Origin of the sequence: Sandarakinorhabdus glacialis, from assembly GCF_014643455.1 — a bacterium.
Classification (GTDB): domain Bacteria; phylum Pseudomonadota; class Alphaproteobacteria; order Sphingomonadales; family Sphingomonadaceae; genus Sandarakinorhabdus; species Sandarakinorhabdus glacialis.
The window spans coordinates 23666-46796 of the sequence record NZ_BMJM01000014.1; the positions used below are offsets into that span (position 1 = coordinate 23666).

Below are 23131 nucleotides of genomic sequence, written 5' to 3' on the forward strand. Positions count from 1 at the left end.
TCTTGCGCGGGAGGTGAGGGTAGCCCGCACCCCCCGAAAAAGCCCATCTCAAACCTCACGGCGTCGGCGTCTCGACCTCGACCGTCGCCGACAACCCCGCGATCAACGGCACATCGGTCGCCGCCGGCAGCGCAATCCGCACCGGCACCCGCTGCACGACCTTGACCCAGTTGCCCGTCGCATTCTGCGCCGGCAGCACCGAAAATTCCGATCCCGTCCCCGCACCGATACTGGCGACGCTGCCGACAATCTCTTGCCCCGGAAACGCATCGAGCGTCACCACGGCGCGCTGCCCGACGCGCATATGCTCGAGATCGGTTTCCTTGAAATTGGCCTCGACCCAGCGCCGCCCGCTCATCAGTAGCGACATCGTCGGCACGCCCGACACGATGACCTGTCCCGGCAACACCTTGTCGGTCTGGCTGGCAATGCCATCGGCCGGCGCCCGTATGATGGTGCGCGACAGTTCGAACGCCGCCTTGTCGCGCGCCGCCATCGCCGCCAGCACCAGCGGGTGCATACCTCGCCCGGCGCTGTTCGCCGCCGATTGCGCCATCGCCGCATCGGCCATCGCCGACGACATCTCGCTCTGCGCGGTCGCGATCATGAACTCGGCCGCCTGCACCCGCGCCCGCGTCGTGAAGCCGTCCTCGAACAATTTCTGCTGCCGCTCGAGTTCGATCCGCGCGAACGCCACAGCCTCGCGCTTGCCCGCCACGTCGGCAGCCTTGCCGGACGTCTCCGATCGCAGCCCCGAAACCTGCAGCCGCGCCGATGCCAAATTGGCCTCGGCTTCGGCCAGCGCGATCTCGAACGGCCGCTGCGCGATCTCGACAAGAATATCGCCGCGCTTGACGACATCGCTCTCGCCTGGCCCGACCTTGACGACCCGGCCGGTCACGTCGCTGCTGATCGACACCTTGTCCTGCTGGACATAGGCATTGTCAGTGCGCACCGATTGCCCGCCGGTCAGCCAGACATAACCGCCGACTGCCAGCAATATAACCGGCACCAGCAGCATCAGCACCAGCCGCCTCCAGCGCCGCCTGGGCCGGGTTTCGGCCAATGTCTCGCGATCGACGACAGCGTGCATCACAATGCTCCCGCGACAGGAACGGCGATGGCCGATTTTGTTTCCGTGCCCTTTGGCGCCTGCGGCGGTTTCTGCAGATTGCCCCGCACCTTGCTGAGCAGGTCGTGAAGGACCTGCTTTTCGTTGAACCCCAGCCCATCGAAGGTTTCCGCCATCACCGCCTCGGCAACTTCGCGCAGCGCTTCGAGGATCGGATGCGCGCGCGGCATCAGGTGCAGCCGCCATGCCCGCCGGTCGGCCGGGTCGGCGCGGCGCTCGACCAGCCCGGCGTCGGCGAGCCGGTCGACCATGCGGCCAACGGTGATCGTCTCGACATCGAGCGCTTCGGCCAGCCCGGCCTGGTTGACACCCTCGTTGCGCGACAGCGCGAACAGCACCTGCCACTGCGCGCGGCTGACCCCCAAGCTGCGCGCGCGGCAATCGAAGCGGCGACGCAAAAGCCGCGCCGAATCACTGATCAGGATACCAAGGCTGTCCGACATCCAATCAATATAACAAGCATGCTTATTATATACAACGTACGCCAAGACGACGTTTTCAGAATGTCTGTGTCCGCCCGCGTACCCGGCAAGTCCCGATCCCAGCCCCAAACAGGCCGGCAGACTACTGCCAAACGTCCGGCCTCAGGCCCGAACCTGACCGCCACATACCCCCAAACCCCGCAAATATCCGTCCTTCGACGCTAGCGCCCGCACCGCGGTATCGTTACGATGCCGCCAACGAAAAACACGGGGCGCCAAGTTTATCATGCAGTTGACCGATGTCGGCCTGCTCAGTCACCTGCTCGCCGCCGCCGGCTTCGCAGCACTCGCCGTCGCAGCACTCTGGCGCCAACAAAAGACGACATCATTACTTTGCCTGACCGTCGCGTCGGCGACAACTGCCGCATGGGCACTTGTTTTCGTCATGGTCATCCGTGACCCCTACACCTGGAGTTTCTGGCTTTCTCCAGCAGAAACAATACGTTCAGCCGCCTGGATAGCGTTTCTGGTCGCTGTCCTGCGCCCGACCTGGCAGCTCGACGATCGCCTGCGTTCGTCCTTCGTGATCGCCGGTGGCATGGGTTTCGTCATCGCCCTGCAACTCGCTCTCGACCTCCTCGGCGCCAGCGCCGGCGTCCTAGCCGGCGACCGCTCGATGACCGGCCAACTGTTTCTGATCATGCGACTTTCCGTCGCCGTTTCGGGGCTAGTCCTCGTCCATAATCTCTACCAGAATACCGACGTCCAGAGCCGCGGCGGCGTCCGCCTGCTTGCCATCGGCCTCGGCGGACTATTCGTCTATGACCTGAACTTCTACACCTTGGCATTTCTGTTGCCGCCGCCATCATCCGACCTCTTCAACATCCGCGGCGCTGTCAACACGATTACTGTTCCATTACTGCTTTTTTCAGCACGTGAAGCCTGGGTCGCTCGCATCCAGGTCTCCCGCCAGGTCGTCTTCCACACCCTGTCGTTTTCGATGATCGGCTTCTACCTTATCGCCATGGCAATGCTGGCTTATGGCCTGCGACTGGTGAGCGGCGACTGGGGCCGCCTGCTGCAGATCACCTTCCTTTTCGGCACTGCGACGATGGGCACCATCGTCGCCGTCTCGCCGCGCTTCCGTGCCGCGCTCCGGGTGCAGATCGCCAAAAACTTCTTCACTTACAAATATGATTACCGCCTGGAATGGTTACGCTTTATTTCCACGGTATCGCGCACCGGCAGCAACGAACGCGCTGGCGCCCTCCACGAACGCGTCATCCAGGCGGTCTGCATGGTGCTCGATTCCCCCGGCGGCGTTCTATTTATTCCAGAAGACGATAATCTTGCCCCGATTGCCGAATGGAATGTTAATGGCACGAAGGCGGAATCGATCCCGCGCAAGTCGAATCTTGTACAGTTTATCGAAGCACGCCAACGTATTATTGATTTCGATGAACTCCGAGCCGGTCAAGGAGACTATCAAACTATAATCGCGCCCGATTGGGCCCAGCTAAACCCCCGCGTCTGGCTCGGCGTCCCATTATTCCACCTTGATAGCCTCGCCGGCTTCATCATCCTCGAACGCACCGTGGCGCGGCGCGTTCTCAACTGGGAAGACTATGACTTGTTGCGCACGCTCGGGCGCCAGGCTGCAAGCTATATTGCTGAATCATCGACACAAATGGCGCTCGACGAAGCTGCTAAGTTCGACGAATTCAACCGCCGTTTCGCCTTCATCATGCACGACATCAAGAATCTAGTCAGTCAGTTGTCCCTGGTGGCACGCAATGCCCAACGCCACGCCGACAACCCGGCCTATCGCGCCGACATGGTCAAGACCCTGCAAAATTCAGTGGGCAAAATGAACGACTTGCTCGCAAGACTGTCGCAACACCAGGGTGGTCGCCCCGATCCCAAATGGCACCTTGTCGACATACCGCTGCTGCTGGCACAAGTCATTGCCGTCAAGCAGCAGGCGCATCAACCGTTGACACTCGACACCACCGCGGTTGAAAGCGAACCGGCACAATGTGTTGCAGGTGACGGCGGACAGATCGAACAATTGTTTTTGCACCTCGTCCAGAACGCCATCGACGCATCGGCATCGGACGCCCCGATCGCCGTAGTGGCGACGACGGAAGCCGGCGACATAGTCGTCCGGATCGAGGACCGAGGGAGAGGCATGTCATCGCGTTTCATCCGGCAGGAACTGTTTCAGCCCTTCCGATCGACAAAGCCGGGGGGCTTCGGCATCGGCGCATATGAAGTCCGGGAGATTGCCCGCGCCCACGGCGGGCGCCTCGACGTGGTAAGCCGCGAGGGAGAAGGCACCATATTTACCATAGCCTTACCGGCAGCCGGCGAACCCGGCCGAACGATTATGCAGGTCGCTGCACAATGACCGTCGCACAGCGAAAACTGTTGGTCGTCGAAGATGACGAAGGGCTGCAGCGTCAACTGCGATGGTCGTACGAAGACTATGAGGTCATCATCGCCGGCGACCGCGACGCCGCTGTGGCCGCGTTGCGGCAGCACGAACCCGATGTGGTGACGCTCGACCTGGGGCTGCCGCCGGATCCGGACGGAGTCACCGAAGGCTTTGCAACGCTTGACGAAATTTTGCGAATTCGACCTTCGACCAAGGTGATCGTGGCGTCCGGGCACGGTGCCCGGGAAAGCGCGCGGCGGGCGATTGCCTCGGGAGCTTTCGATTTTTACCAGAAGCCGATCGATATCGACGAACTCGGGATGATCGTTCGGCGGGCGTATCACGTAGCCGACCTGGAAACTGAAAATCGTCGGCTGGCGGATTCGGCCCGGTCGTCGGGCGGTGATGTGCTCGGCGGGATTGTAACCGGCGCGCCAGAAATGTTGAAGGTTGCCAGGATGATAGAGCGGGTGGCGACCGCACAGGTATCGGTGATGTTGCTTGGGGCAAGCGGTACCGGCAAGGAGTTGCTGGCGCGCGGGCTGCATAATGCGTCGCTGCGGGCTGGGAAATCGTTCATCGCGATCAACTGTGCGGCCATCCCAGAGAATCTGCTGGAATCCGAGCTGTTTGGCTATGAAAAAGGCGCCTTTACCGGCGCTGTAAAGACCCAGGAGGGCAAGATCGAACTGGCCGAGGGAGGGACGCTGTTCCTCGACGAGGTGGGTGATATTCCGTTGCCGTTGCAGGTCAAGTTGTTGCGATTCCTGCAGGAAAGGGTAATCGAGCGGATTGGGGGACGCAAGGCAATCCCGGTCGATGTGCGGATTGTCTGTGCGACCCACCAGAATCTCGAGGCGATGATTGCGGCGGGGCGGTTCCGCGAGGATCTTTATTATCGGCTGGCGGAAATCGTTGTCAGGATCCCGTCGCTGGCGGAGCGGCATGGCGATGCGGTGTTGCTGGCGCATCATTTTCTAGGCCGGTTTGCACGGGAAAATGGTCGCACTTTCAAGGGGTTCATGCCGGATGCGATTGCGGCGATCAGCGATTGGCCGTGGCCGGGTAACGTTCGGGAACTCGAAAATCGGTTGAAGCGGGCGGTGATCATGGCAGAGTCGTCGCGGTTGACGGCGGTGGACCTCGACCTGGGCGGGATGGCCGATGATTCGACGCTGTCGCTGAAGGCGGCGCGGGAGGCGGCGGATCGGATCGCTATCCGTAAGGTATTGGCAAGAACCGAGAATAACATGTCGAGCGCGGCAAAGATTCTGGGCGTCAGTCGACCGACGCTGTATGATCTGATCAAGCAATATGGGCTGGAAACGGCCTGAATTCGGAAGCTTGCTTGCATCGCCGGCTTGACTGTCCTACGTGCGCGCTTCGGTCGGAGCGTGGCGCAGTCTGGTAGCGCACTTCGCTGGGGGTGAAGGGGTCGCAGGTTCGAATCCTGTCGCTCCGACCAGCCTTCCCCCTGATACGGATATTCGCGGTGTTTTCGGGTGCTTCTGCAGCCGGTGGACGGCTGTTGCCGGGTCTGTTCCAAGCCTGTCGGCGGGTGGTTTGCGCCCTTGGACCGGACTTGGCCGGTATGTTCCGGGCATCTGGTTCGTCAGATTGACAAAACGAACCAAATAGGCTAGTAATTCGGCATCACCGTGAAAGGGATGCTGATGACCGAGATCGCCGGCTTGCTGCTCGATGCGTTGCTGGAGAAGGAAGGCGGGTTCGTCGATCATCCCGATGACCGGGGCGGGGCGACGCATTTCGGCATCACGATTGCGGTGGCGCGGGCCGCCGGCTGGGCCGGCACGATGCGCGAGCTGCCGCGCGAATTTGCGGTGGCCATTTACCGCCGGCGCTATTGGTCGGGGCCGGGGTTCGATGCGGTATCCGTTATGGCCCCGAAGGTGGCGGCGGAGCTGTTCGATACCGGGGTGAACATGGGGCCGGGGACGGCGACCGGGTTCCTCCAGCGCAGCCTCAATGCGCTCAATCGTCAGCAGCGCGACTGGCCCGACATCGTCGTCGATCGCGGGATCGGCGCGGCAACGCTGGCGGCGCTGCGGCGCTTGCTGGCGGTGCGCGGCGGTGAGGGCGAGGCGGTGCTGGTCAAGGCGCTCGATGCGTTGCAGGGCGCGCGTTACATCGAGCTCGCTGAAAGCCGGGCGGCCAACGAGAGCTTCCTGTTCGGCTGGCTCGCGAACCGGACGGCTTGATGCGTCGTTCGCAGGGCTGGCTGGCGCCCGATTGGCGGCGCACCGTGTTGGCACTCGTGTTCGCCGGCGCCGGGATCGCGCTGACCCTGATGTCGGTGTGGCTGGCGTGGAACGTGCTCAATGCGCCATGGCCGGCGGCGCTGGCCGCCGCGCGGCTCAATATCGTCGGCGGGGCGCTGTATGCGGTGCTCGGCCTGATCGGCGTGGTGCTGACCGGGCTGAGCATGACGGTTGCGCTGCGGCAGGTGTCGGCGCGCTTCATGGGGGCTGATTTCAGCGCTTCAGGCGGGGATGACCCGCAATGATGCCGCTGGGGGCTTTGGTAGGGCTGGTGCGCGGGCTGCCGCGGCCGTTGCTTTACCTGCTCGGCGGGGTGCTGGCGGCTGCGCTGGTCTGGCGCTGGCATGGCAGCCAAATCAGCGCGGCCTTTGCGGCGGGAGGGCGGGCGCAACTTGCTGCCGATACGCAGCGGTTCGCCGCGGCAGGTGCGGCAGCGGCCAGTGCACAGGCGGCAGTGGCGGCGAAGCTGGCGGTCCGGCAATCGGAAATTTCGAAAGGGGCAGGGGATGCGCTTGCGCAACGGAGCGATGATCTGGATCGCGGCTATGACGATCTGCGGCTGCGCTGGGCCGCGTATCGGCGTGATGCCGGCACGCGTGGAGCAACTGCCGTTTCCGGTGCCGCCGGCGGCGTTGACGACAAGGCTTGCACGGCCGGCGGGTGGGTATCTTTCGACATTGCCGCGGCCGCCGCAGAGGCCGCCGACCTAGCGATTGCGAAGGATGATGCGTGGATTGCCTGGGTGGGGGCGCAGGAGCGGGAATGGGTCGAGTGAGGGGGGTGGGGTTGGGGTTGGGAGGGTAGGTCCCCCGACTCCTTCTTGGAAGTAGGGAGGGAATTGAGAGTCACCCACCCCCAGCCCCTCCCTTGAAGAAGGGAGGGGCGTTAGAGGACGCGCTGTCAGGCGATTGTGGGGAGGATGCCGCCTTCGGCGCGGAGGGCGGCGCCGTTGGTGGCGGCCGACAAGGGGCTGGCGAGGTAGGTTACCATGGTGGCGATCTCGTCGGCGTCGATGAGGCGGCGGATGAGCGACAGCGGGCGGAGTTTTGCGAAGAATTCGGCTTCGCGCTCGGCTTCGCCGGCGTCCTTGTTTTCGACCACCGAGCGGATGAAATCGGCGATGCCTTCGGAGCGGGTTGGGCCGGGGAGGACCGAATTGACGGTGACGCCGGTGCCGCGGGTCTGTTCGGCGAGGCCGCGCGAGATCGCCAGCTGGGCGGTCTTGGTCATGCCGTAGTGAACCATCTCGGCGGGGATGACGAGGGCGCTTTCGCTGGCGATGAAGATGATGCGGCCCCAGTTGTTCTCCAGCATCCTGGGGAAATAATGGCGGGCGAGGCGCGCGCCGCTGACGACGTTGATTTCGAAAAAGCGGTGCCAGTCGGCGTCGGTGATGTCGGAGAAGGCCTTGGCTTCGTAGATGCCGAGGTTGTTGACGAGGATATCGGTGGCCGGGACGGCGCCGATGAGCGTGGCGGCGCCCTCGGCGGTGCCGGGGTCGGCGAGGACGGCGGTGACCTTACCCGATTTGGCGACCTGGGCGGCGGCTTCGTCGAGCTTGGCCTGCGAGCGGCCGGTGATGACGACCTCGACGCCTTCGGCGGCGAGGCGTTCGGCGATGGCGAGGCCGATGCCGGCGGTCGAGCCGGTGACGAGGGCGGTCTTGCCGCTGAGCTTGAGGTCCATGGGGGTGCCTTGTTGGGGAGCGGGGTTTCGCTTGGGAGCGAGGTTTGTGTCCCGGGGCGGGATAACAAGGGCGTAGCGGCGGGGTTTTGCTTGGGGGCGAGGAAGAAACCCTCCCCCGACCCCTCCCTCGAAGGAGGGAGGGGGGAAGTTATGCCAGGCTGGCGCGGTGCAGCTTGGCGAGGGCGACGTAGCCGGCGGCGGCGCTGCGGTTGCGGGCGACGTCCTCGTCCGACAGCATGCGCAGGAGCTTGGCGGGGCGGCCGGCCCAGAGTTCGCGGCTGCCGATGCGTTTGCCGGGGGTGAGCAAGGCGCCGGCGGCGAGCATGGCGTCGGTTTCGACGACGCAATCATCCATGACGATAGCGCCGAGGCCGATGAAGGCGTGGTTTTCGAGGACGCAGCCGTGGATCATGGCGAGGTGGCCGATGAGGACGTCGTCGCCGATCAGCGTGGCGTAGCGGTTTGTGGTGACGTGGACGACGCTGCCGTCCTGGATGTTGGTGCGGACACCGATGGTAATGCGCTCGACGTCGCCGCGCAGGACGACATTGTACCAGATCGAGGCTTCGTCGCCGATGGTGACGTCGCCGATGACGCGGGCGCCGGGTGCGATGAAGGCGGTTGGGGCGATGAGGGGGTGCTTGTCGCCGAAGGGATGGATGCTCATACGCGGCGGATCTCGAAGGTGACATGCGGGCGGAGCGGATCGCCGGGGACGAGCGCCGGGTGGTCGAAATCGAGGTCGTGGCGGCGGACCATGCCGAGGCGCAGCATGAGGGCCTGGCTGCGGATGTTGGCGGGGATAGTGATGGCGATGATGCGGTCGGCGGCGAGGTTGGCCCAGCCCCAGTCGAGGCTGGCGCGGGCGGCTTCGCCGGCATAGCCCTTGCCCCAGGCGTCGGCGCGCAGGCGCCAGCCGATCTCGATGGCGCCCTCGATGTCGGGGATGTTTTCGGGTGCGATCTTGAGGCCGCAGAAGCCGAGGAACTGCTGGTCATCGCGGCGCTCGATGGCCCAGAAAGTGTGGCCGTGTTCGGCAGCGATGGCGGACAGGCGGGCGATGCCGGCGTCGGTATCGGCCTGGCTTTGGAGCGGGCCGAGATGCTCCATGACGGCGGGGTCGCGGCCCATGGCGTTGAAGGGAATGCGGTCGCTGTCGTGCCAGTTGCGCAGAGTGAGGCGGTCGGATTTTATCACGGAAACAGCGGCGCGGCCTGGAGGCCGGTGGTTTCGGGCAGGCCGAACATCAGGTTGAAGTTCTGGATGGCCTGGCCCGAGCTGCCTTTGACGAGATTGTCGATGGCGGCGATGACGATGGCGCGGCCGGGGACGCGATCGGCGAACACGTTGAGGACAGCGTGGTTCGAGCCGCGGACCATGCGGGTGGCCGGCGGGGTGCCTTCGGGGAGGAGGTGGACGAAGGGCTCGGCGGCGTAGCGGGCCTGGAGGATGGCGCGCAGATCGGCGACCGGCCGGGTGGTTTCGACGATGCAGGTGACGAGCTCGCCGCGATTCATCGGGACGAGATGGGGCGTGAAGCTGAGGATCACCGGCTGGTTGGCGGCGGCGGAAAGCTCCTGCTCCATTTCGGGCATGTGGCGGTGGCGACCGACGGCATAGGGGGCGACGGCCTCGGCGATTTCGGGGAAGAGATTGGCTTCCTTGAGGCTGCGGCCCGAGCCGGAGACGCCGGAGATGGCGTTGATGGTAATGCGGTCGGGGCCGATGGCGTTTGCTGCCATGAGAGGGAGGAGGGCGAGGAGGACGGCGGTGGGGTAGCAGCCGGGGCAGGCGACCAATGCGGCGCCGGGGAGGCTGTCGCGGGCGTATTCAGTGAGGCCGTAGATGGCGCCGGGGAGGAGCGCCGGGGCGGGGTGGGCGCCGCCGTACCAGTCGGCGTAGGTGGCGGAGTCCTTGAGGCGGAAATCGGCGGAGAGGTCGATGATTTTGGGGCCAGCTAGCGTGCTGAGCAGGCTGGCGGAGGCGGCGTGGGGGAGGCAGCCGAAGACGGCGTCGATGCTGGCGTAGTCGACGGCCTCCGACGTGATCAGGCGCGGGAGGCCGGGGTAGGGGGCGAAGTGGGGCCAGATCTCGGCCATGGTGAGGCCGGCCTTGGAGTTGGCGGAGAGGGCGGCGATCTCGATGTTGGGGTGGGTGAGCGCCAGACGCACGAGGTCGGCGCCGGTGTAGCCGGAGGCGCCGAGGACTGCGATGCGGATGGGCTTGGTCATGCCGGGTTGGGTATCGAAAACGATGGGGTGGGGCAAGGTTTAGCGGGCGACGATCGCTTTGCTGGGCGGGAGCAAGGATTTGTCGAATTTGGCGGCAACGCCGACGCTGCGGCCGGCGAGGTTGGCGATGCTGTACTTGACCGCGCTGCCGAGGATCTGGGCGGATTGGGATTGGTCGAGATCGTAGTCCTTTTGCAGCCATGCGACGAGGCCGGCGGTGGCGGCTTTCGTGGCATCGTCGAGGGAGCCGGCCTGGCCGAGGACCATGATTTGGGTGGGGGACTCGACGCGGGGGGTGCGGATGGCTTGAGCCTTGATGAGGTCGACGGTGAAGGTGACGTCCATCGAGGTTTCGAGGGCGTATTGCGATGTTTCGCCGTCGCCCTGGAGGGCGTGGGCGTCGCCGAGATAGAGCAAGGCGCCGGGCTGCTGGACGGGGAGGTAGATTGTGTTGCCCTCGATGACCTCGTTGAAGTCCATGTTGCCGCCGAAGCGGCCGGTGTCGCCGGTGGAAATGGGGGGCATGCCGAAGCCGGGGGCGACGGCGAGGCCGCCGAGCATGGGGCGGACGGGGACGGAGAAGTTGGCGAGGGCTCCGGTGGCGCCTTCGGGGCGAGCGCGATTGGTGGTGCGGTCGAGGTGCCAGCGGATGGGTTTGGCGGGGGTCGGGGTGGTGGGGGTGAGGGCGCGATCGACGATCTGGTCGAGGCTGTCGGCGTAGTCGCGGTTGAGGGCGACGCGCTTGAGGTGGACGACCAGCGTGTCGCCGGGGGCGGCGCCGGCGATGAAGAAGGGGCCGGTTTGCGGGTTGCCGAAGAGCGCGCGGGTGACGCCGTTTTCGTCGACGCCGCCGGAATCGAGGGTGGTGGTGTGGATTGTGTCGCCGGGCCAGAGGATGAGGACCGGGGGGCGGTCGGCGTTGAAGCTGTTGGAATAGCCGGTGGGGCGGAAGTCGAGGGTGCGGGGGCCGCCGGCGGGTTTTTCGGGGAGGCGGACGGCGGTGAATGTATGGGCGGCGCGGGCCTTGGGATTGTTGGTGTCGGGAGCGTCGACGGTGCTGGCGGCGCGGTTGGCGGTGAGGGTCGCTGTGTAGTGCGAGGTGCGGGCGTCGCTGTCGGTGGCGGTGAGGGTCATGCGCTTGTCGGTGAGGGTGCCGGTGACGCTGTCGCCATCGAGGTTGCCGATCAAGCGGCTTTGCTGGCGGTCGAGGGTGAGAGTGGAGAAGGCGGGGTTGCCCCAGAGGTCGGTGCGGACGATCCAGGTTTCGCTGGCCAGCGCGGGGCTGGCGAAGAGCAGGGCGATGAGGACGGTGGATTTCATTCACGACTGATTACATGCGTAATCAGTCGTGACAAGTTTTTACCGGGTCAGGAGTTTCGCTGCCAGCGGGGCGTAGTAGGTGAGGACGCCCGCGCAGCCGGCGCGCTTGAAGCCGAGGAGGGTTTCGAGGACGGCACGGTCGCGATCGAGTACGCCGGCGGCGATGGCGGCTTCCATCATCGCGTATTCGCCGGAGACTTGATAGGCGAAGACGGGGATATCGAAGCGGTCGCGGACGAGGCGGACGATGTCGAGATAGGGCATGCCGGGCTTTACCATGACCGAGTCCGCGCCTTCAGCGATGTCCATGGCGACTTCGCGGATCGCCTCGCGGCTGTTGGCGGGGTCCATCTGGTAGGTTTTCTTGTCGCCCTTGAGATAGCCGCCGCTGCCGACGGCGTCGCGGAACGGGCCGTAGAAGGCCGAGGCGTATTTGGCGGCATAGGCCATGATCTGGACTTCGTGGAAGCCTTCACCCTCAAGGCCGGCGCGGATGGCGGCGACGCGGCCGTCCATCATGTCGGACGGGGCGATGACGTCGGCGCCGGCGCGGGCATGGTTGAGCGCCTGGCCGACGAGGACGTCGACAGTGGCGTCGTTGAGGATGCGGCCGTCGTCGTGCATCAGGCCGTCGTGGCCGTGGCTGGTGTAGGGATCGAGCGCGACGTCGACGAGCACGCCGAGGCCGGGTTCGGCGTCCTTCAAGGCCATGATGGCCTGGCAGACGAGGTTGTCGGGGTTGAGGGCTTCCTTGCCGTCCTCGGTGCGCAAATGGCCTTGGGTGAAGGGGAACAGCGCGACGCAGGGGATGCCGAGGGCGACGGCTTCATGGGCCGTGGCGGCGAGGCGATCGACCGAGAGGCGGTCGACGCCGGGCATGGTGCCGACGGGATCGGTGACGCCGCGGCCTTCGGTGACGAACATCGGCCAGATCAGGTCGGCGGGCGACAGCGTGTTTTCTGCGTGGAGCGCGCGGCTCCAGGGGGCGACACGGGTGCGGCGGAGGCGGGTGGCGGGGAAGGTCGGGGTCATGCGAGGGCGTTAGCGCGGCAGGACGCCGGAGTCACTTGTCGTCACGCGAGGCCATCGCTGTCGACCGCCGGTTGGTGTGGGCGCCACCGAGGGGGAGGGGGCCTCCGGTAGCGCCCTGGCTCGATCCTACGCAGCCAACAGCATTGTGGTGCGGCGGCGACGCACGACGAGACCTGTGAGCCCGAAGCCGGCGATCATCTGCAACCAGACGGCCGGTTCGGGAATGGGACCAAGGGTGTCGATGAAGACTTCGGCATGCGACTGGCCGACCGTCACGCTACCGGTCAGCAGCTTGGCACCGACGGCATAGTTGCTGAGTTGCAGGCGAAGGGCGTTGGTGGTCAGGCCGAGGGTGTTGCCCGACCGGGTCGCGATCTGCTCGTTGAGGATCAATTTCACGCCGAGAAAATCGTAGGCGACGAAGTTGGGGGCGACCTCGGCATTAGCGCCCAGGGTGAAGATCGGCACGGGGCCGAGCAGGCTGAGGGCAAGATTGCTGAGCACCGACTTGCCGGTGAGCGTCGCAATGTTGTTGATGAGCTTGATCGACGTGACCGACGTGACGGTGGTCGCGTTGAGGCCGATGAGCGGCAGCACCGTGCCCAGGTTGATTCCCAGGTCGTTGACGGTCGAGCTGCCCATATTGAGTGTGTCGACACCGAGCGACGCATTATCGGCCTTGGCACCGGTCGTGATGATGCCGGTGCCGAGACGGAGGCTCAACAGGTCGCCGAGGTCGACCGAGGTTTTCAGACTGACCAGGCCGCCGTTGACGTTCATGGCCGGGGTTCCGGTGGCGCTGACGGCGGCCTTCGGCGTCACGGTGACGCCGACGGTACCCACCACTTTGACGTCGCTGGTAATCCCGTAGGCACTGGTGGAGATCGTGCTGGCGGCCGAGGCAACGACCGGCTGGCAAAGCAGCGCGGCCGACAACAGGACGCTCGAAAGGCTGATATTCATAAAAGTTCTTTGATTTCAACGAGTGACAGGGAAAGGCGCTCCAAATTGAGATATTGGGAGCAAGGTCCGTGCCAAAACTTTTACATGTGACAATTTGGCCCGTTTCGGGGCACTACCAGTCGACCATGTTGAAGGCTAGCGAAAATTTGTAGCGGAGCTTACATTTTCGTCAGCATAGATGGATAAAAAGTCTTTATCTTTCTATCATATACGGGAAATGGTGGGGAAATCGCAACAGGCGCGTTCAGGAGCAGAAAGACTGACGGATCGCTGTTGGCAGGGTAAGGGCTGGCGATGAATATTGCCGCCCCGCCCGTGTTGATTTTCGATTCCGGGGTTGGAGGTTTGTCCGTGCTGGGACCGATCCGAGCACTGATGCCGGGGGTGAGCATTGTCTACGCCGCCGACAACGCCGGCTTTCCTTATGGGATTCGCAGCGAGGCGGAGATTGCAGCGCGGGTGCCGGCGCTGCTCGGGCGGCTGGTGGAACGCTATCGGCCACAGCTCGCGGTAATTGCCTGCAACACGGCGTCGACGATCGCGCTGGCGCATGTGCGCGCGGCGCTCGATGTGCCGGTGGTGGGCACGGTGCCGGCGATCAAGCCGGCGGCGGAAGGATCGAGAAGCCGGGTGATCGGGGTGCTGGGAACCATGGCCACTGTGCGGCAAGCCTATGTCGACCGGTTGGCAGGCGAGTTTGCGGTGGATTGCACGGTGCTGCGCCACGGCTCGGCGCGACTGGTGATTCTGGCGGAGGCCAAGCTGGCGGGCGAGACGGTGACGGCGGCGGACGTGGCGCCCGAATTGGTCGGGCTGACCGGCCAGCCGGGCGGCGAGCGGATGGACATGATGGTGCTGGCGTGCACGCATTTTCCGTTACTGGCGGCGGAACTGGTGGAGGCACGGACGCTGTCGGGCCTAGGTCCGCTCGGCATGGTCGATGGCGGTGCGGGGATCGCGCGGCGGGTGGCGCACCTGTTGGGAGGGGCGGGTGCGGGGGCAGGGCAGCCGGGATCGGGGCGAGCGGTATTCACCCGTGCCGACGCGCATGTTGACGCGCTGGCCGGGGCGCTCCAGAGCTTTGGGTTGATGACCACGGAGATATTGTAAGTGGCGATGACCGATAGCGAACTGCTTGAGCGGATGAACAGGTTCGTGCCGCCGACGGCCGAATTGCTGGGGCAGGAGATCCTCGAGATCGACAGCGCCGCGGGACGGGTAAAGATGCGGTTTCAACCGGTCGCGGCGTGCTGCAACCCGATGGGCAATGTCCAGGGCGGCATCGTCGTCGCCATGCTCGACGATGCGGCGGCGTTCGCCGCGATCGTCAAGTCGGGCGAGCGGATCGGCATCCCGACGATCGAGTTGAAGGCCAGCTTTTTTGCGCCGACACCCGCAGGCGTACCGCTGTATGCCGAGGGACGGTGCATCAAGCTGGGCAAGCGCATCGCCTTCATGGAGGCCGACCTGACCGACGCGGCCGGAAATCTGCTGGCGCGACTGACGACGAGCGCGGTGCCGATCGCGCTGAACCCCAACGCCAATCTGGTGGAACGCAAATGACCGAAATCCTGACCGATCCCGAAATGGTCCCGGAGGTTCTCGTCGAACGCCGCGGGCGGGCGCTGTGGCTGACGCTTAACCGTCCTTCGGCGCTCAACGCGCTGAACCGGCCGATGGTGTTGGCCATTCACCGGGCGCTGTTCGACGCTGCCGCCGACCCCGATGTCGAGCGGATCGTCATCGAAGGCGCCGGCGAGCGGGCCTTCTGCGCGGGCGGCGACGTGGCACTGCTGGCGCGGCGCGGGCGTGAGGACAAGGTGCTGTTCGAAGGATTTTTCCACGACGAGTACCGGATGAACCAGGCCATCGCGCGGCTGGTGACGCCGTATGTGGCGATCCTGGATGGCGTCACGATGGGCGGCGGTGTCGGGCTGTCTATCCATGGGCCGTACCGCGTGGCGACCGAGCGGACGTTGTTCGCGATGCCGGAAACGGGGATCGGGCTGATCCCCGACGTCGGCGGTACCCATGCGCTGTCGCGTTTGCCCGGCGAGATCGGCACCTGGCTGGCACTGACGGGGGCGCGCTTGCAGGCAGCCGACTGCGTCCATGCCGGAATCGCGACGCATTTCGTGCCGGCGGAGCGCCTGGCGGTGCTGCGCGACCTGCTGGCGACCGGCGAGGAAGATGTCGGCGAAATTCTTTCGACGCTCGATGCGCCGGCGGGGGAAAGTTCGCTTGAAGCACTGCAGGATGGCATCGATTTTCATTTTGCCCATGACAGCGTCGAGGAGATACTGGCGAGCCTCGACGACGGCGATGATTGGGCCCAGGCGCAGGCGGCGGCGATCCGGACGATGTCGCCGACATCGTGCAAGCTGACCTTGCTCGGGCTGCGCATGGGTGCCGATGCAGCGATCGAGGACGCACTGGTCACCGAATATCGGATGGTCTGCGAGATCCGTAACGGCCATGATTTTTTCGAAGGCGTGCGGGCGCAGTTGATCGACAAGGACCGCAAGCCATTGTGGTCGCCGGCAAGCCTCGCCGGGGTGTCCGAAGAAGACATGACCCGGTATTTGCAGGAGCCCGAAAGCGGCGATCTGACATTCGAATAGAATTGCCGATCTTGGTCATTGTTCGTTCGTAAAATCAGGCGAGAAACGATGTCTGATTTTTTTTGGATGGTAATATATTGGTAAGACTGGTGGATGATATCTGACAGCAGTAATGATCAGATCTGCCGCCACGGTCTGGCTGGGAAGTGTTTGTTTCGCTCTGGCCCCAAAGTATCAGCTTAACTGACTGCTAACTACAAGTGTCGGGTTATTTTACAATTTTGTGTAATTGTATCGATCGTGTGACAGCAATTTCAGCTTGTTAAGATCTGGCATGAAGTTTGCACCGTCAAGATTGGCGATCCATGCCGGAAGTCCGCGGAGGGGCGGCCAAGAAAGGGTGACTGTCCATGTTGCGTATGTTTGCACCAGCCTTGTTTGCGGCCACGATGCTTTCGACTGCGGCTTCGGCCGGCGTTTTGGTCATCAACGGTGATACGACCGGAGGTCCGACCTGGAACCGAACGCTCTCGGGAGCGCCGCCCGTGGGCCTGTCGGGCGTGGGAACCGACGTGCCGTATGAAGTCTCGGCCTTCACGGTTTCGGTTTCGGGTTCGTATGATTTCCTGGCGAAGGCCGAATACGACAATTTCCTCCATCTTTACCAAGGCACATTCAACCCGCTCGACCAGTTTTCGGGCGTCTTGATTGCCAGCGATGATTTTCCAACGATCGGTCTTTCAGGTTTCGACTATGGCCTGACGACGGGTACCAGTTATTTCGTGGTCGCCAGCGGCTTCGCCAACACCGATTTCGGCGCCTATGAACTGACGATCAGCGGCCCGGGCGACATCACGCTCGGATCGGTCGGGACAGTTCCCGAACCGCAAAGCTGGGTCATGCTGATCGCCGGGTTCGGCCTGGTCGGCGCGGCCGCGCGTCGCCGCCGGACGGCTGCGACCGCCTGAAGCATGATTGTCGCCGACGCCGAAGGGCGCCGTGCACCAGAAGGCCTCGTTTCCGCGAGGAGACGGCGCCTTTTCTGTGGCCATTTATTCCCGATCCGGTTGCCCTGACCGGTCGCCGCAGCTAGATACGGGGTCCGGAACATCGAAAGCCCCCATGACATTCACCATTGCGTTCGCCTCGGACCATGCCGGCGTTGCCATGAAGGCGATGCTGATCGACGAGGTGCGCGGCCTTGGCCACGCGGTTGTCGACCTGGGACCGAGCAGCGAGGCGTCGGTCGACTATCCCGATTATGGCGAAAAGCTCGGGCAGGCGATCGCCGACGGGCGGGCGCGGCTGGGCGTCGCGATCTGCGGGTCGGGCATCGGCATCTCGATCGCTGCCAACCGCAATCCGGCGGTGCGCGCGGCGCTGTGCACGTCGGGGTTGATGGCGCGGCTCGCACGGCAGCATAACGACGCCAATGTGCTGGCGCTGGGCAGCCGGATCGTTGGCCCCGACACAGCGCGCGATTGTTTGACACAGTTTCTGGCCGCCAGCTTTGCCGGTGGCCGCCATGCCGGGCGGGTCGCCAAGCTGACACCCGGATACCAAGAGGATGTCGTAGAATGAGCAGCCAGCCCAGCGCCGTGACCGAGACCCTGCCGACCGGGTTTTTCGAGGCGCATCTGCAGGTCGGTGATGCTGCCGTCGCGGCGGCAGTGGCGTCGGAACTCGATCGCCAGCAGAACCAGATCGAGCTGATCGCATCGGAGAATATCGTCTCGCGGGCGGTGCTCGAGGCGCAGGGGTCGGTGTTCACCAACAAATATGCCGAAGGTTATCCGGGCAAGCGCTATTACCAGGGCTGTGCACCGTCCGACGCTGTCGAGACGCTGGCGATCGAGCGGGCGAAGCAGCTGTTCGGCTGCGCCTATGCCAATGTGCAGCCGCATTCGGGAGCGCAGGCCAATGGTGCGGTGATGCTGGCGCTGGTCAAGCCGGGCGAGACGATCCTGGGGATGAGCCTCGATGCGGGTGGGCACCTGACGCACGGCGCGGCGCCGTCGATGTCGGGTAAATGGTTCAACGCGGTCCAGTACGGGGTGCGGCGCGAGGATCATCTGATCGACTATGACGAGGTCGAGCGGCTGGCGCGCGAGCACAAGCCGGTGCTGATCATCGCTGGTGGGTCGGCGTATCCGCGGATCATCGATTTTGCGCGGTTTCGGGCGATTGCCGATGCTGTCGGCGCGAAGTTCATGGTCGACATGGCGCATTTTTCCGGGCTGGTCGCGGCCGGGATCCATCCGTCGCCGCTGCCGCATGCCGATGTGGTGACGACGACGACGCACAAGACACTGCGCGGGCCGCGCGGCGGGATGATCCTCTCGAACGACGAAGCGCTGGGCAAGAAGTTCAACTCGGCGGTGTTTCCGGGCATGCAGGGCGGGCCGTTGATGCACGTCATCGCAGCCAAGGCGGTGGCGTTCGGCGAGGCCCTGCAGCCGGAATTCAAGGATTATTCGGTGCGGGTGGTAGCCAACGCCCAGACGCTGGCGGCCAGGCTGGTGGCGCGGGGTTGTGCCGTGGTGGCCGGCGGCACCGACACGCACCTGGCACTGATCGACCTGACGCCCAAGGGCTTGACGGGCAAGGATGCCGACGAGGCGCTGGAGCGGGCCGGCATCACCTGCAACAAGAATGGCGTGCCGTTCGACCCGTTGCCGCCGACCAAGACCAGTGGCATTCGCGTGGGCTCGCCGGCGGGAACGACGCGCGGTTTCGGGCAAAGCGAGTTTGCGGCGATCGGCGACATGATCGCCGATGTGCTCGACGGGCTGGCGGCAAATGGCGAGCACGGCAATGCGGCGGTCGAGGCTGCCGTCAATGTGCGGGTGCGGGCACTGTGCGCGCGCTTCCCGATCTATCCGAACGGCTGAGCGACCGAGGGGAAACTGTTATGAAGTGCCATGCCTGTGCCGCCGATATTTCCGGCGATGCGCGTATCTGCCCGGTATGCGGTGCCGACGTGACTGCGGCGCCGATCGTGGCCGACCCGTTGGCCGAATTCCTCGGCAAGGCCAAGGCAGTCGGCAAGGAAGCGATGGAAACCGACATCGCCAAGGACGCGCGCCAGCTTGCCGAGGAAGCGATTGCCGCCAGCCGGCGCGCGCTGGCCAGCGAGACCGGCAAGAGCGCGGTGAAATTCGCGGGCGATGCGGTGGACGCCGGCAAGGGTGCCATCACGACGAAGATGGGCAAGGAAATGGCGGTCGGCGCGGCGATCGGAGCGGTTATTGCCATACCGCTGCCGCTGATCGGCCCGATACTGGGCGCGGTGGCGGGCGCCGGGATCGCCTGGTATCGTGCCAAGAAGCGGGACAGCTGAGTGCGGTGTCCGTTCTGCAGCAATGAAGACAGCCAGGTAAAGGATTCGCGGCCGACCGAGGATGGCAGTGCTATCCGCCGACGGCGGCAGTGTCCGGCGTGTGGTGGCCGCTTCACGACGTTCGAGCGGATCCAGCTGCGCGAGCTGACCATTGTCAAGAAATCGGGCAAGCGCGAGGTGTTCGATCGCGACAAACTGGCCAAGTCGATCGAGATCGCCTGCCGGAAGCGGCCGATCGAGCCCGAGCGGATCGATCGCATGGTAAACGGGGTCGTGCGGCGTCTGGAATCGGCGGGAGAGGCCGAGATCGACGTCGGCAAGGTCGGCGAGATGGTGATGGAGGGGCTGCAGGCGCTCGATCCGGTGGCGTATATCCGGTTCGCCAGTGTCTATCGCGATTTTCGCGAAGCGCGCGATTTCGAGATGTTCGTTGGTGGGCTGTCGGAGGCTGGGCTGGCAGCGGTCGGCAAGGATAGCGACCCTGGTGGCGTGAAGGAGTGACGCGGCCGATCGGTCCCGCGCCGGCGGTCATCCTGGTCAGGCCGCAGCTGGGGGTGAATATCGGGGCGTGTGCGCGAGCGATGCTCAATTTCGGGCTGACCGATCTGCGGCTGGTCAGTCCGCGCGACGGCTGGCCGAATGCCGATGCGGGGCCGGCGGCGAGCGGCGCCGACATAGTGCTCCAACACGCGCAGGTATTCGACACCGTGGCGCAGGCTTGTGCGGGGCTCGGGCTGGTGTTTGCGACGACGATCCGCGGGCGTGAGCTGGTGCGGAGGGTGGTCACGCCGGCGCAGGCGGCGGCCGAGTTTCACGGCCTGCCGGGTGCGGGCGGCCTGATATTCGGGCCGGAGCGGACGGGGCTGGAGACTGAGGATCTGGCGGTGGCGCATGCGATCGTGACGATACCGGTCAATCCGGATTTCGGGTCGCTGAATTTGGCGCAGGCCGTGCTGGTGACGGCTTATGAATGGTTCCGGCAGGGCAGCGATGCGGCGGAGGCGGTGCTGGTCAATCACGAGGGGCCGGCGCCGCACGAGGAACTCGAGGGGCTGATCACCGCAGTCGACGCGCAACTTGTCGGGAACGGCTATTATAATCCGGTGGCGGGACGCGCTGCGGCGGCCCGGCTGGTCATGCGGAACTTGTTCACGCGGCCGCAGTATTCGGCGGGCGAGGTGCGGACGTTGCGGGGAATCGTGCGGGGGTTGGCGAAACCGCGGCGGGGGTAGCGGCTGGCTGGAGCGTGCCATCCCCGAAGGCGTGACTGTCCTCCCCCGAGGGGGGAGGAGGGAACTCAGGCGACTTCTACGACGCGCTCCGGTTGCGGGTCGCGGAGTGAGTAGCCACGGCCCCAGACGGTTTCAATGCAGCCGCTGGCTGGCGCGCCGGCGAGGTGAAGCTTTTTGCGGAGCTTGCAGATGAAGACGTCGATGATCTTCAGTTCGGGCTCGTCGCGGCCGCCATACAAATGGGTAAGAAACATTTCCTTGGTCAGGGTCATGCCCTTGCGGAGCGAAAGCATTTCCAGAATGGCATATTCCTTGCCAGTCAGGCCGACGCGGCGACCTTCGACTTCGACGGTGCGCGCGGCGAGGTCGATCGAGACAGGACCAGTAACGATCAGCGACTGGGCATGGCCCTGGCTGCGCCGGACGAGCGCATGGATGCGTGCCATCAATTCGGATTTGTCGAAGGGCTTGGTGACGTAATCGTCGGCACCGGCGCCAAAACCCGTCACCTTGGTGCCGGTCTCGCTGTCGCCCGAGAGGATCAGGACCGGCGTATTGATGCGAAGCATCCGCAATCTTTTCAAGACTTCGTGGCCATGTAGATCGGGGAGCGTCAAGTCGAGCATGACGACATCGAATTCATATGTACGCGCATATTCCAGCGCCGTTTCACCCGTGGCGGCGGTTTCATGCTCGAAACCCGCTTCATCGAGCATCAACTCGACGGAACGGGCCATGGCCCTGTCATCCTCGATCAGCAAAACACGCATCGCACCAGTCTCCGGGGATCCCGTACTGAAGTCGATCGCACAACCGACCTCGCCAGTCCCGAAATCATTCAACCCCTTTTGTTCGTAAAGGTAAAGCGGCCTGCGACGGAAACTTTCGATTGTATGTTGAAATGAGTATGACCCGGTTGGAAAGGGTGCGTTCATCGTTCGCGGCCTTCGAACACCGAACGGTAGATCTGCACCCGGGTGACGCGAAGGCCCGGCACGCCAGCGCATTCGACAGCGCGTTCCCATAGCCGGAGTTCGGCCTCGCTGATGCGATAACGCGCACAGGCATGGGCCCGGGAAATTCGCCCATCGTTGATCGCAGCAAGGATTTGGGCTTTGCGGCTGGCGACCCAGCGCGTGGTATTCGGAGAGGGCAGGTCGTCGAACAACGCAGCCGGCATGATCTCGGCGAATTCAGCCGGTGTTCCTGGCCTGCTTGCCATGTCTGGTCCCTCTCGTTCAACACTGCCGAAGTTTCGGCGTCCCTGCAGATGTTGACGGCGTTCGGCCCGCGTCACTAAGCCTTGGGATTGGTTAACGGCTGCAGAGGCCGACCTTAGATATGGGCGAGGACTTGACCGCGATGCCTTTGAGGTGGCAGCGCCTGCGGTGTGAACGATGCAGCCACCTTCGACTTTACGGCATTGGCCGGCCGACGTGTTGCCGTGGCGATGTCGGGCGGCGTCGATTCTTCGGTGGTCGCGGCGCTCGCGGCTGAGGCCGGCTGCGATGTCGTCGGCGTTACGCTCCAGTTGTACGACAGTGGCGCTACGGCAGCGCGGCCGGGAGCCTGTTGTGCAGGCGCCGATATTCGCGATGCCAGGGCGGTCGCGGCGCGGCTGGGGATCGCGCATTATGTCGTCGACATGGAGGCGCGGTTTCGCAAGGCAGTGATCGAGGCTTTTGCCGACAGTTATGCGCGGGGGCAGACGCCGGTGCCGTGTGTCGAATGCAACAAGACAGTGAAGTTCACTGACCTGCTCGAACTGGCGCAAGGGCTGGGTGCCGAGGCGTTGCTGACCGGCCATTATGTGCAGCGGATCATGGGGCCTGGCGGTGCCGAACTGCACCGGGGCCTCGATCCGGCGAAGGACCAGAGCTATTTCCTGTGGACGACGACGCGCGCGCAGCTCGATTACCTGCGATTCCCACTAGGCGGGCTGGCGAAGGCGGCAGTGCGGCGCGAGGCCGAGCGCTTCGGGCTGTCGGTGGCAGCCAAGCCCGACAGCCAGGATATCTGTTTTGTGGGCGGCGGCGATTATGCGGCGATCGTCGAGAAATTGCGCCCCGAGCTGGCGATGCCGGGCGATATCGTCGACCAGGCCGGGCGGCGGCTGGGCGGGCACAACGGTGTTCACCGGTTTACGGTCGGGCAGCGGCGCGGGCTCGATATCGGCGGGCATGCCGAGCCGCTATATGTGATCGGGCTTGATGCCGCGGCGAACCGGGTGATTGCCGGGCCGCGGAGCGCCTTGGCCGTGGCGGCGGCGCGGCTCGAGGGCGCCAATCCGCTCGGATCGCTGGACGGCGAGGTGATGGTCAAGGTGCGGTCGCTGGCGGCTCCGGCGGCGGCGCGCTGGGAGGGAGACATGCTGACCTTTGCAATGCCATTGCTGGGCGTTGCGCCGGGGCAGGCGGCAGTGGCGTACCGCGGCAGCCGGGTCATCGGCGGTGCGACGATTGGCAAGACGATTCCTGTTTCAATGCTGTAGCTTGCGTC

The 23131-nt window shown here is 64.6% G+C and carries 26 protein-coding genes and 1 tRNA gene; 16 read left to right on the forward strand and 11 right to left on the reverse strand.

The window, feature by feature from the left end:
* Positions 1-55: 55 nt before the first annotated feature.
* Positions 56-1093, reverse strand: coding sequence for an HlyD family secretion protein (locus IEW98_RS14505; protein ID WP_188763973.1), 1038 nt, complete (start codon positions 1091-1093; stop codon positions 56-58).
* Positions 1093-1575: a MarR family winged helix-turn-helix transcriptional regulator gene (locus tag IEW98_RS14510; RefSeq protein WP_188763975.1), complete on the reverse strand. Its 483-nt coding sequence runs from the start codon at positions 1573-1575 to the stop codon at positions 1093-1095. Before IEW98_RS14510 ends, IEW98_RS14505 begins: the two co-directional genes overlap by 1 nt.
* A 265-nt stretch (positions 1576-1840) precedes the next feature.
* On the opposite strand from IEW98_RS14510, the gene prsK reads away from it, so the two are divergent.
* The 6 genes from prsK (at position 1841) to IEW98_RS14540 (ending at position 7042) form a co-directional block, all read left to right on the forward strand.
* Entirely contained in the window at positions 1841-3961 is a 2121-nt protein-coding gene (prsK, locus tag IEW98_RS14515; RefSeq protein ID WP_188763978.1) for an XrtA/PEP-CTERM system histidine kinase PrsK, read from the forward strand.
* Complete coding sequence (prsR, locus tag IEW98_RS14520; protein ID WP_188763980.1) at positions 3958-5322, forward strand: PEP-CTERM-box response regulator transcription factor; 1365 nt, start codon at positions 3958-3960, stop codon at positions 5320-5322. The genes prsK and prsR overlap by 4 nt, the downstream gene beginning before the upstream one ends.
* Positions 5323-5376: 54 nt before the next feature.
* A tRNA-Pro gene (locus tag IEW98_RS14525) sits at positions 5377-5453 on the forward strand.
* A 208-nt stretch (positions 5454-5661) separates the two neighbouring features.
* Positions 5662-6207, forward strand: coding sequence for a glycoside hydrolase family 108 protein (locus IEW98_RS14530; protein ID WP_188763982.1), 546 nt, complete (start codon positions 5662-5664; stop codon positions 6205-6207).
* Positions 6204-6512 carry a hypothetical protein gene (locus IEW98_RS14535; protein WP_188763984.1) on the forward strand — a complete coding sequence of 103 codons (309 nt, stop codon included), beginning with the start codon at positions 6204-6206 and terminating at the stop codon, positions 6510-6512. The genes IEW98_RS14530 and IEW98_RS14535 overlap by 4 nt, the downstream gene beginning before the upstream one ends.
* A complete protein-coding gene (locus tag IEW98_RS14540) occupies positions 6509-7042 on the forward strand; it encodes a hypothetical protein (RefSeq protein ID WP_188763985.1) in 534 nt (177 codons plus the stop codon). Before IEW98_RS14535 ends, IEW98_RS14540 begins: the two co-directional genes overlap by 4 nt.
* Before the next feature lie 125 nt (positions 7043-7167).
* Here IEW98_RS14540 and IEW98_RS14545 read toward each other — a convergent pair whose 3' ends face one another.
* From IEW98_RS14545 to IEW98_RS16580, 7 genes are all read right to left on the reverse strand, one after another.
* Positions 7168-7953: an SDR family NAD(P)-dependent oxidoreductase gene (locus tag IEW98_RS14545; protein ID WP_188763987.1), complete on the reverse strand. Its 786-nt coding sequence runs from the start codon at positions 7951-7953 to the stop codon at positions 7168-7170.
* Positions 7954-8101: 148 nt separating this feature from the next.
* On the reverse strand, positions 8102-8620 hold the full coding sequence (locus IEW98_RS14550; protein ID WP_188763989.1) for a gamma carbonic anhydrase family protein: 519 nt from the start codon (positions 8618-8620) through the stop codon (positions 8102-8104).
* The gene (locus IEW98_RS14555; protein ID WP_188763991.1) at positions 8617-9150 is read right to left on the reverse strand and encodes a GNAT family N-acetyltransferase; all 534 of its coding nucleotides are present in this window, start codon (positions 9148-9150) and stop codon (positions 8617-8619) included. Before IEW98_RS14555 ends, IEW98_RS14550 begins: the two co-directional genes overlap by 4 nt.
* Positions 9147-10184, reverse strand: coding sequence for an N-acetyl-gamma-glutamyl-phosphate reductase (gene argC, locus IEW98_RS14560; protein ID WP_188763992.1), 1038 nt, complete (start codon positions 10182-10184; stop codon positions 9147-9149). The genes IEW98_RS14555 and argC overlap by 4 nt, the downstream gene beginning before the upstream one ends.
* Positions 10185-10223: 39 nt before the next feature.
* Complete coding sequence (locus IEW98_RS14565; RefSeq protein ID WP_188763995.1) at positions 10224-11504, reverse strand: acetamidase/formamidase family protein; 1281 nt, start codon at positions 11502-11504, stop codon at positions 10224-10226.
* Between the two features lie 39 nt (positions 11505-11543).
* Positions 11544-12536 carry a porphobilinogen synthase gene (gene hemB, locus IEW98_RS14570; RefSeq protein ID WP_188763997.1) on the reverse strand — a complete coding sequence of 331 codons (993 nt, stop codon included), beginning with the start codon at positions 12534-12536 and terminating at the stop codon, positions 11544-11546.
* Positions 12537-12662: 126 nt separating this feature from the next.
* Positions 12663-13499, reverse strand: coding sequence for a PEPxxWA-CTERM sorting domain-containing protein (locus IEW98_RS16580; RefSeq protein ID WP_188763999.1), 837 nt, complete (start codon positions 13497-13499; stop codon positions 12663-12665).
* Between the two features lie 294 nt (positions 13500-13793).
* Here IEW98_RS16580 and murI point away from each other — a divergent pair, with 294 nt between their 5' ends.
* From murI to IEW98_RS14620, 9 genes are all read left to right on the forward strand, one after another.
* Positions 13794-14609, forward strand: coding sequence for a glutamate racemase (gene murI, locus IEW98_RS14580; protein ID WP_188764001.1), 816 nt, complete (start codon positions 13794-13796; stop codon positions 14607-14609).
* A 6-nt stretch (positions 14610-14615) separates the two neighbouring features.
* Entirely contained in the window at positions 14616-15062 is a 447-nt protein-coding gene (locus IEW98_RS14585; protein WP_243450797.1) for a PaaI family thioesterase, read from the forward strand.
* Positions 15059-16120 (forward strand): enoyl-CoA hydratase/isomerase family protein, encoded by a 1062-nt coding sequence (locus IEW98_RS14590; protein WP_243450798.1) that lies wholly within the window; start codon positions 15059-15061, stop codon positions 16118-16120. The genes IEW98_RS14585 and IEW98_RS14590 overlap by 4 nt, the downstream gene beginning before the upstream one ends.
* Before the next feature lie 350 nt (positions 16121-16470).
* Positions 16471-17028, forward strand: coding sequence for a PEPxxWA-CTERM sorting domain-containing protein (locus tag IEW98_RS14595; RefSeq protein WP_188764005.1), 558 nt, complete (start codon positions 16471-16473; stop codon positions 17026-17028).
* Between the two features lie 154 nt (positions 17029-17182).
* A complete protein-coding gene (gene rpiB, locus IEW98_RS14600; RefSeq protein WP_188764007.1) occupies positions 17183-17641 on the forward strand; it encodes a ribose 5-phosphate isomerase B in 459 nt (152 codons plus the stop codon).
* Entirely contained in the window at positions 17638-18951 is a 1314-nt protein-coding gene (glyA, locus tag IEW98_RS14605) for a serine hydroxymethyltransferase (protein ID WP_188764009.1), read from the forward strand. The genes rpiB and glyA overlap by 4 nt, the downstream gene beginning before the upstream one ends.
* Positions 18952-18971: 20 nt before the next feature.
* Positions 18972-19400: a hypothetical protein gene (locus IEW98_RS14610; RefSeq protein WP_188764072.1), complete on the forward strand. Its 429-nt coding sequence runs from the start codon at positions 18972-18974 to the stop codon at positions 19398-19400.
* A complete protein-coding gene (gene nrdR / locus IEW98_RS14615; RefSeq protein WP_188764011.1) occupies positions 19401-19901 on the forward strand; it encodes a transcriptional regulator NrdR in 501 nt (166 codons plus the stop codon).
* A complete protein-coding gene (locus tag IEW98_RS14620; protein WP_188764013.1) occupies positions 19898-20632 on the forward strand; it encodes an RNA methyltransferase in 735 nt (244 codons plus the stop codon). Before nrdR ends, IEW98_RS14620 begins: the two co-directional genes overlap by 4 nt.
* A gap of 65 nt (positions 20633-20697) precedes the next feature.
* On the opposite strand, the gene IEW98_RS14625 is transcribed toward IEW98_RS14620, so the two are convergent.
* Positions 20698-21402: a response regulator transcription factor gene (locus IEW98_RS14625; protein WP_188764062.1), complete on the reverse strand. Its 705-nt coding sequence runs from the start codon at positions 21400-21402 to the stop codon at positions 20698-20700.
* A gap of 161 nt (positions 21403-21563) precedes the next feature.
* The gene (locus IEW98_RS14630) at positions 21564-21854 is read right to left on the reverse strand and encodes a DUF1153 domain-containing protein (RefSeq protein ID WP_243450799.1); all 291 of its coding nucleotides are present in this window, start codon (positions 21852-21854) and stop codon (positions 21564-21566) included.
* Between the two features lie 168 nt (positions 21855-22022).
* Between IEW98_RS14630 and mnmA the strand changes: the two genes are divergently transcribed.
* On the forward strand, positions 22023-23123 hold the full coding sequence (gene mnmA / locus IEW98_RS14635) for a tRNA 2-thiouridine(34) synthase MnmA (RefSeq protein WP_279380381.1): 1101 nt from the start codon (positions 22023-22025) through the stop codon (positions 23121-23123).
* The last annotated feature ends 8 nt before the right edge of the window (positions 23124-23131 follow it).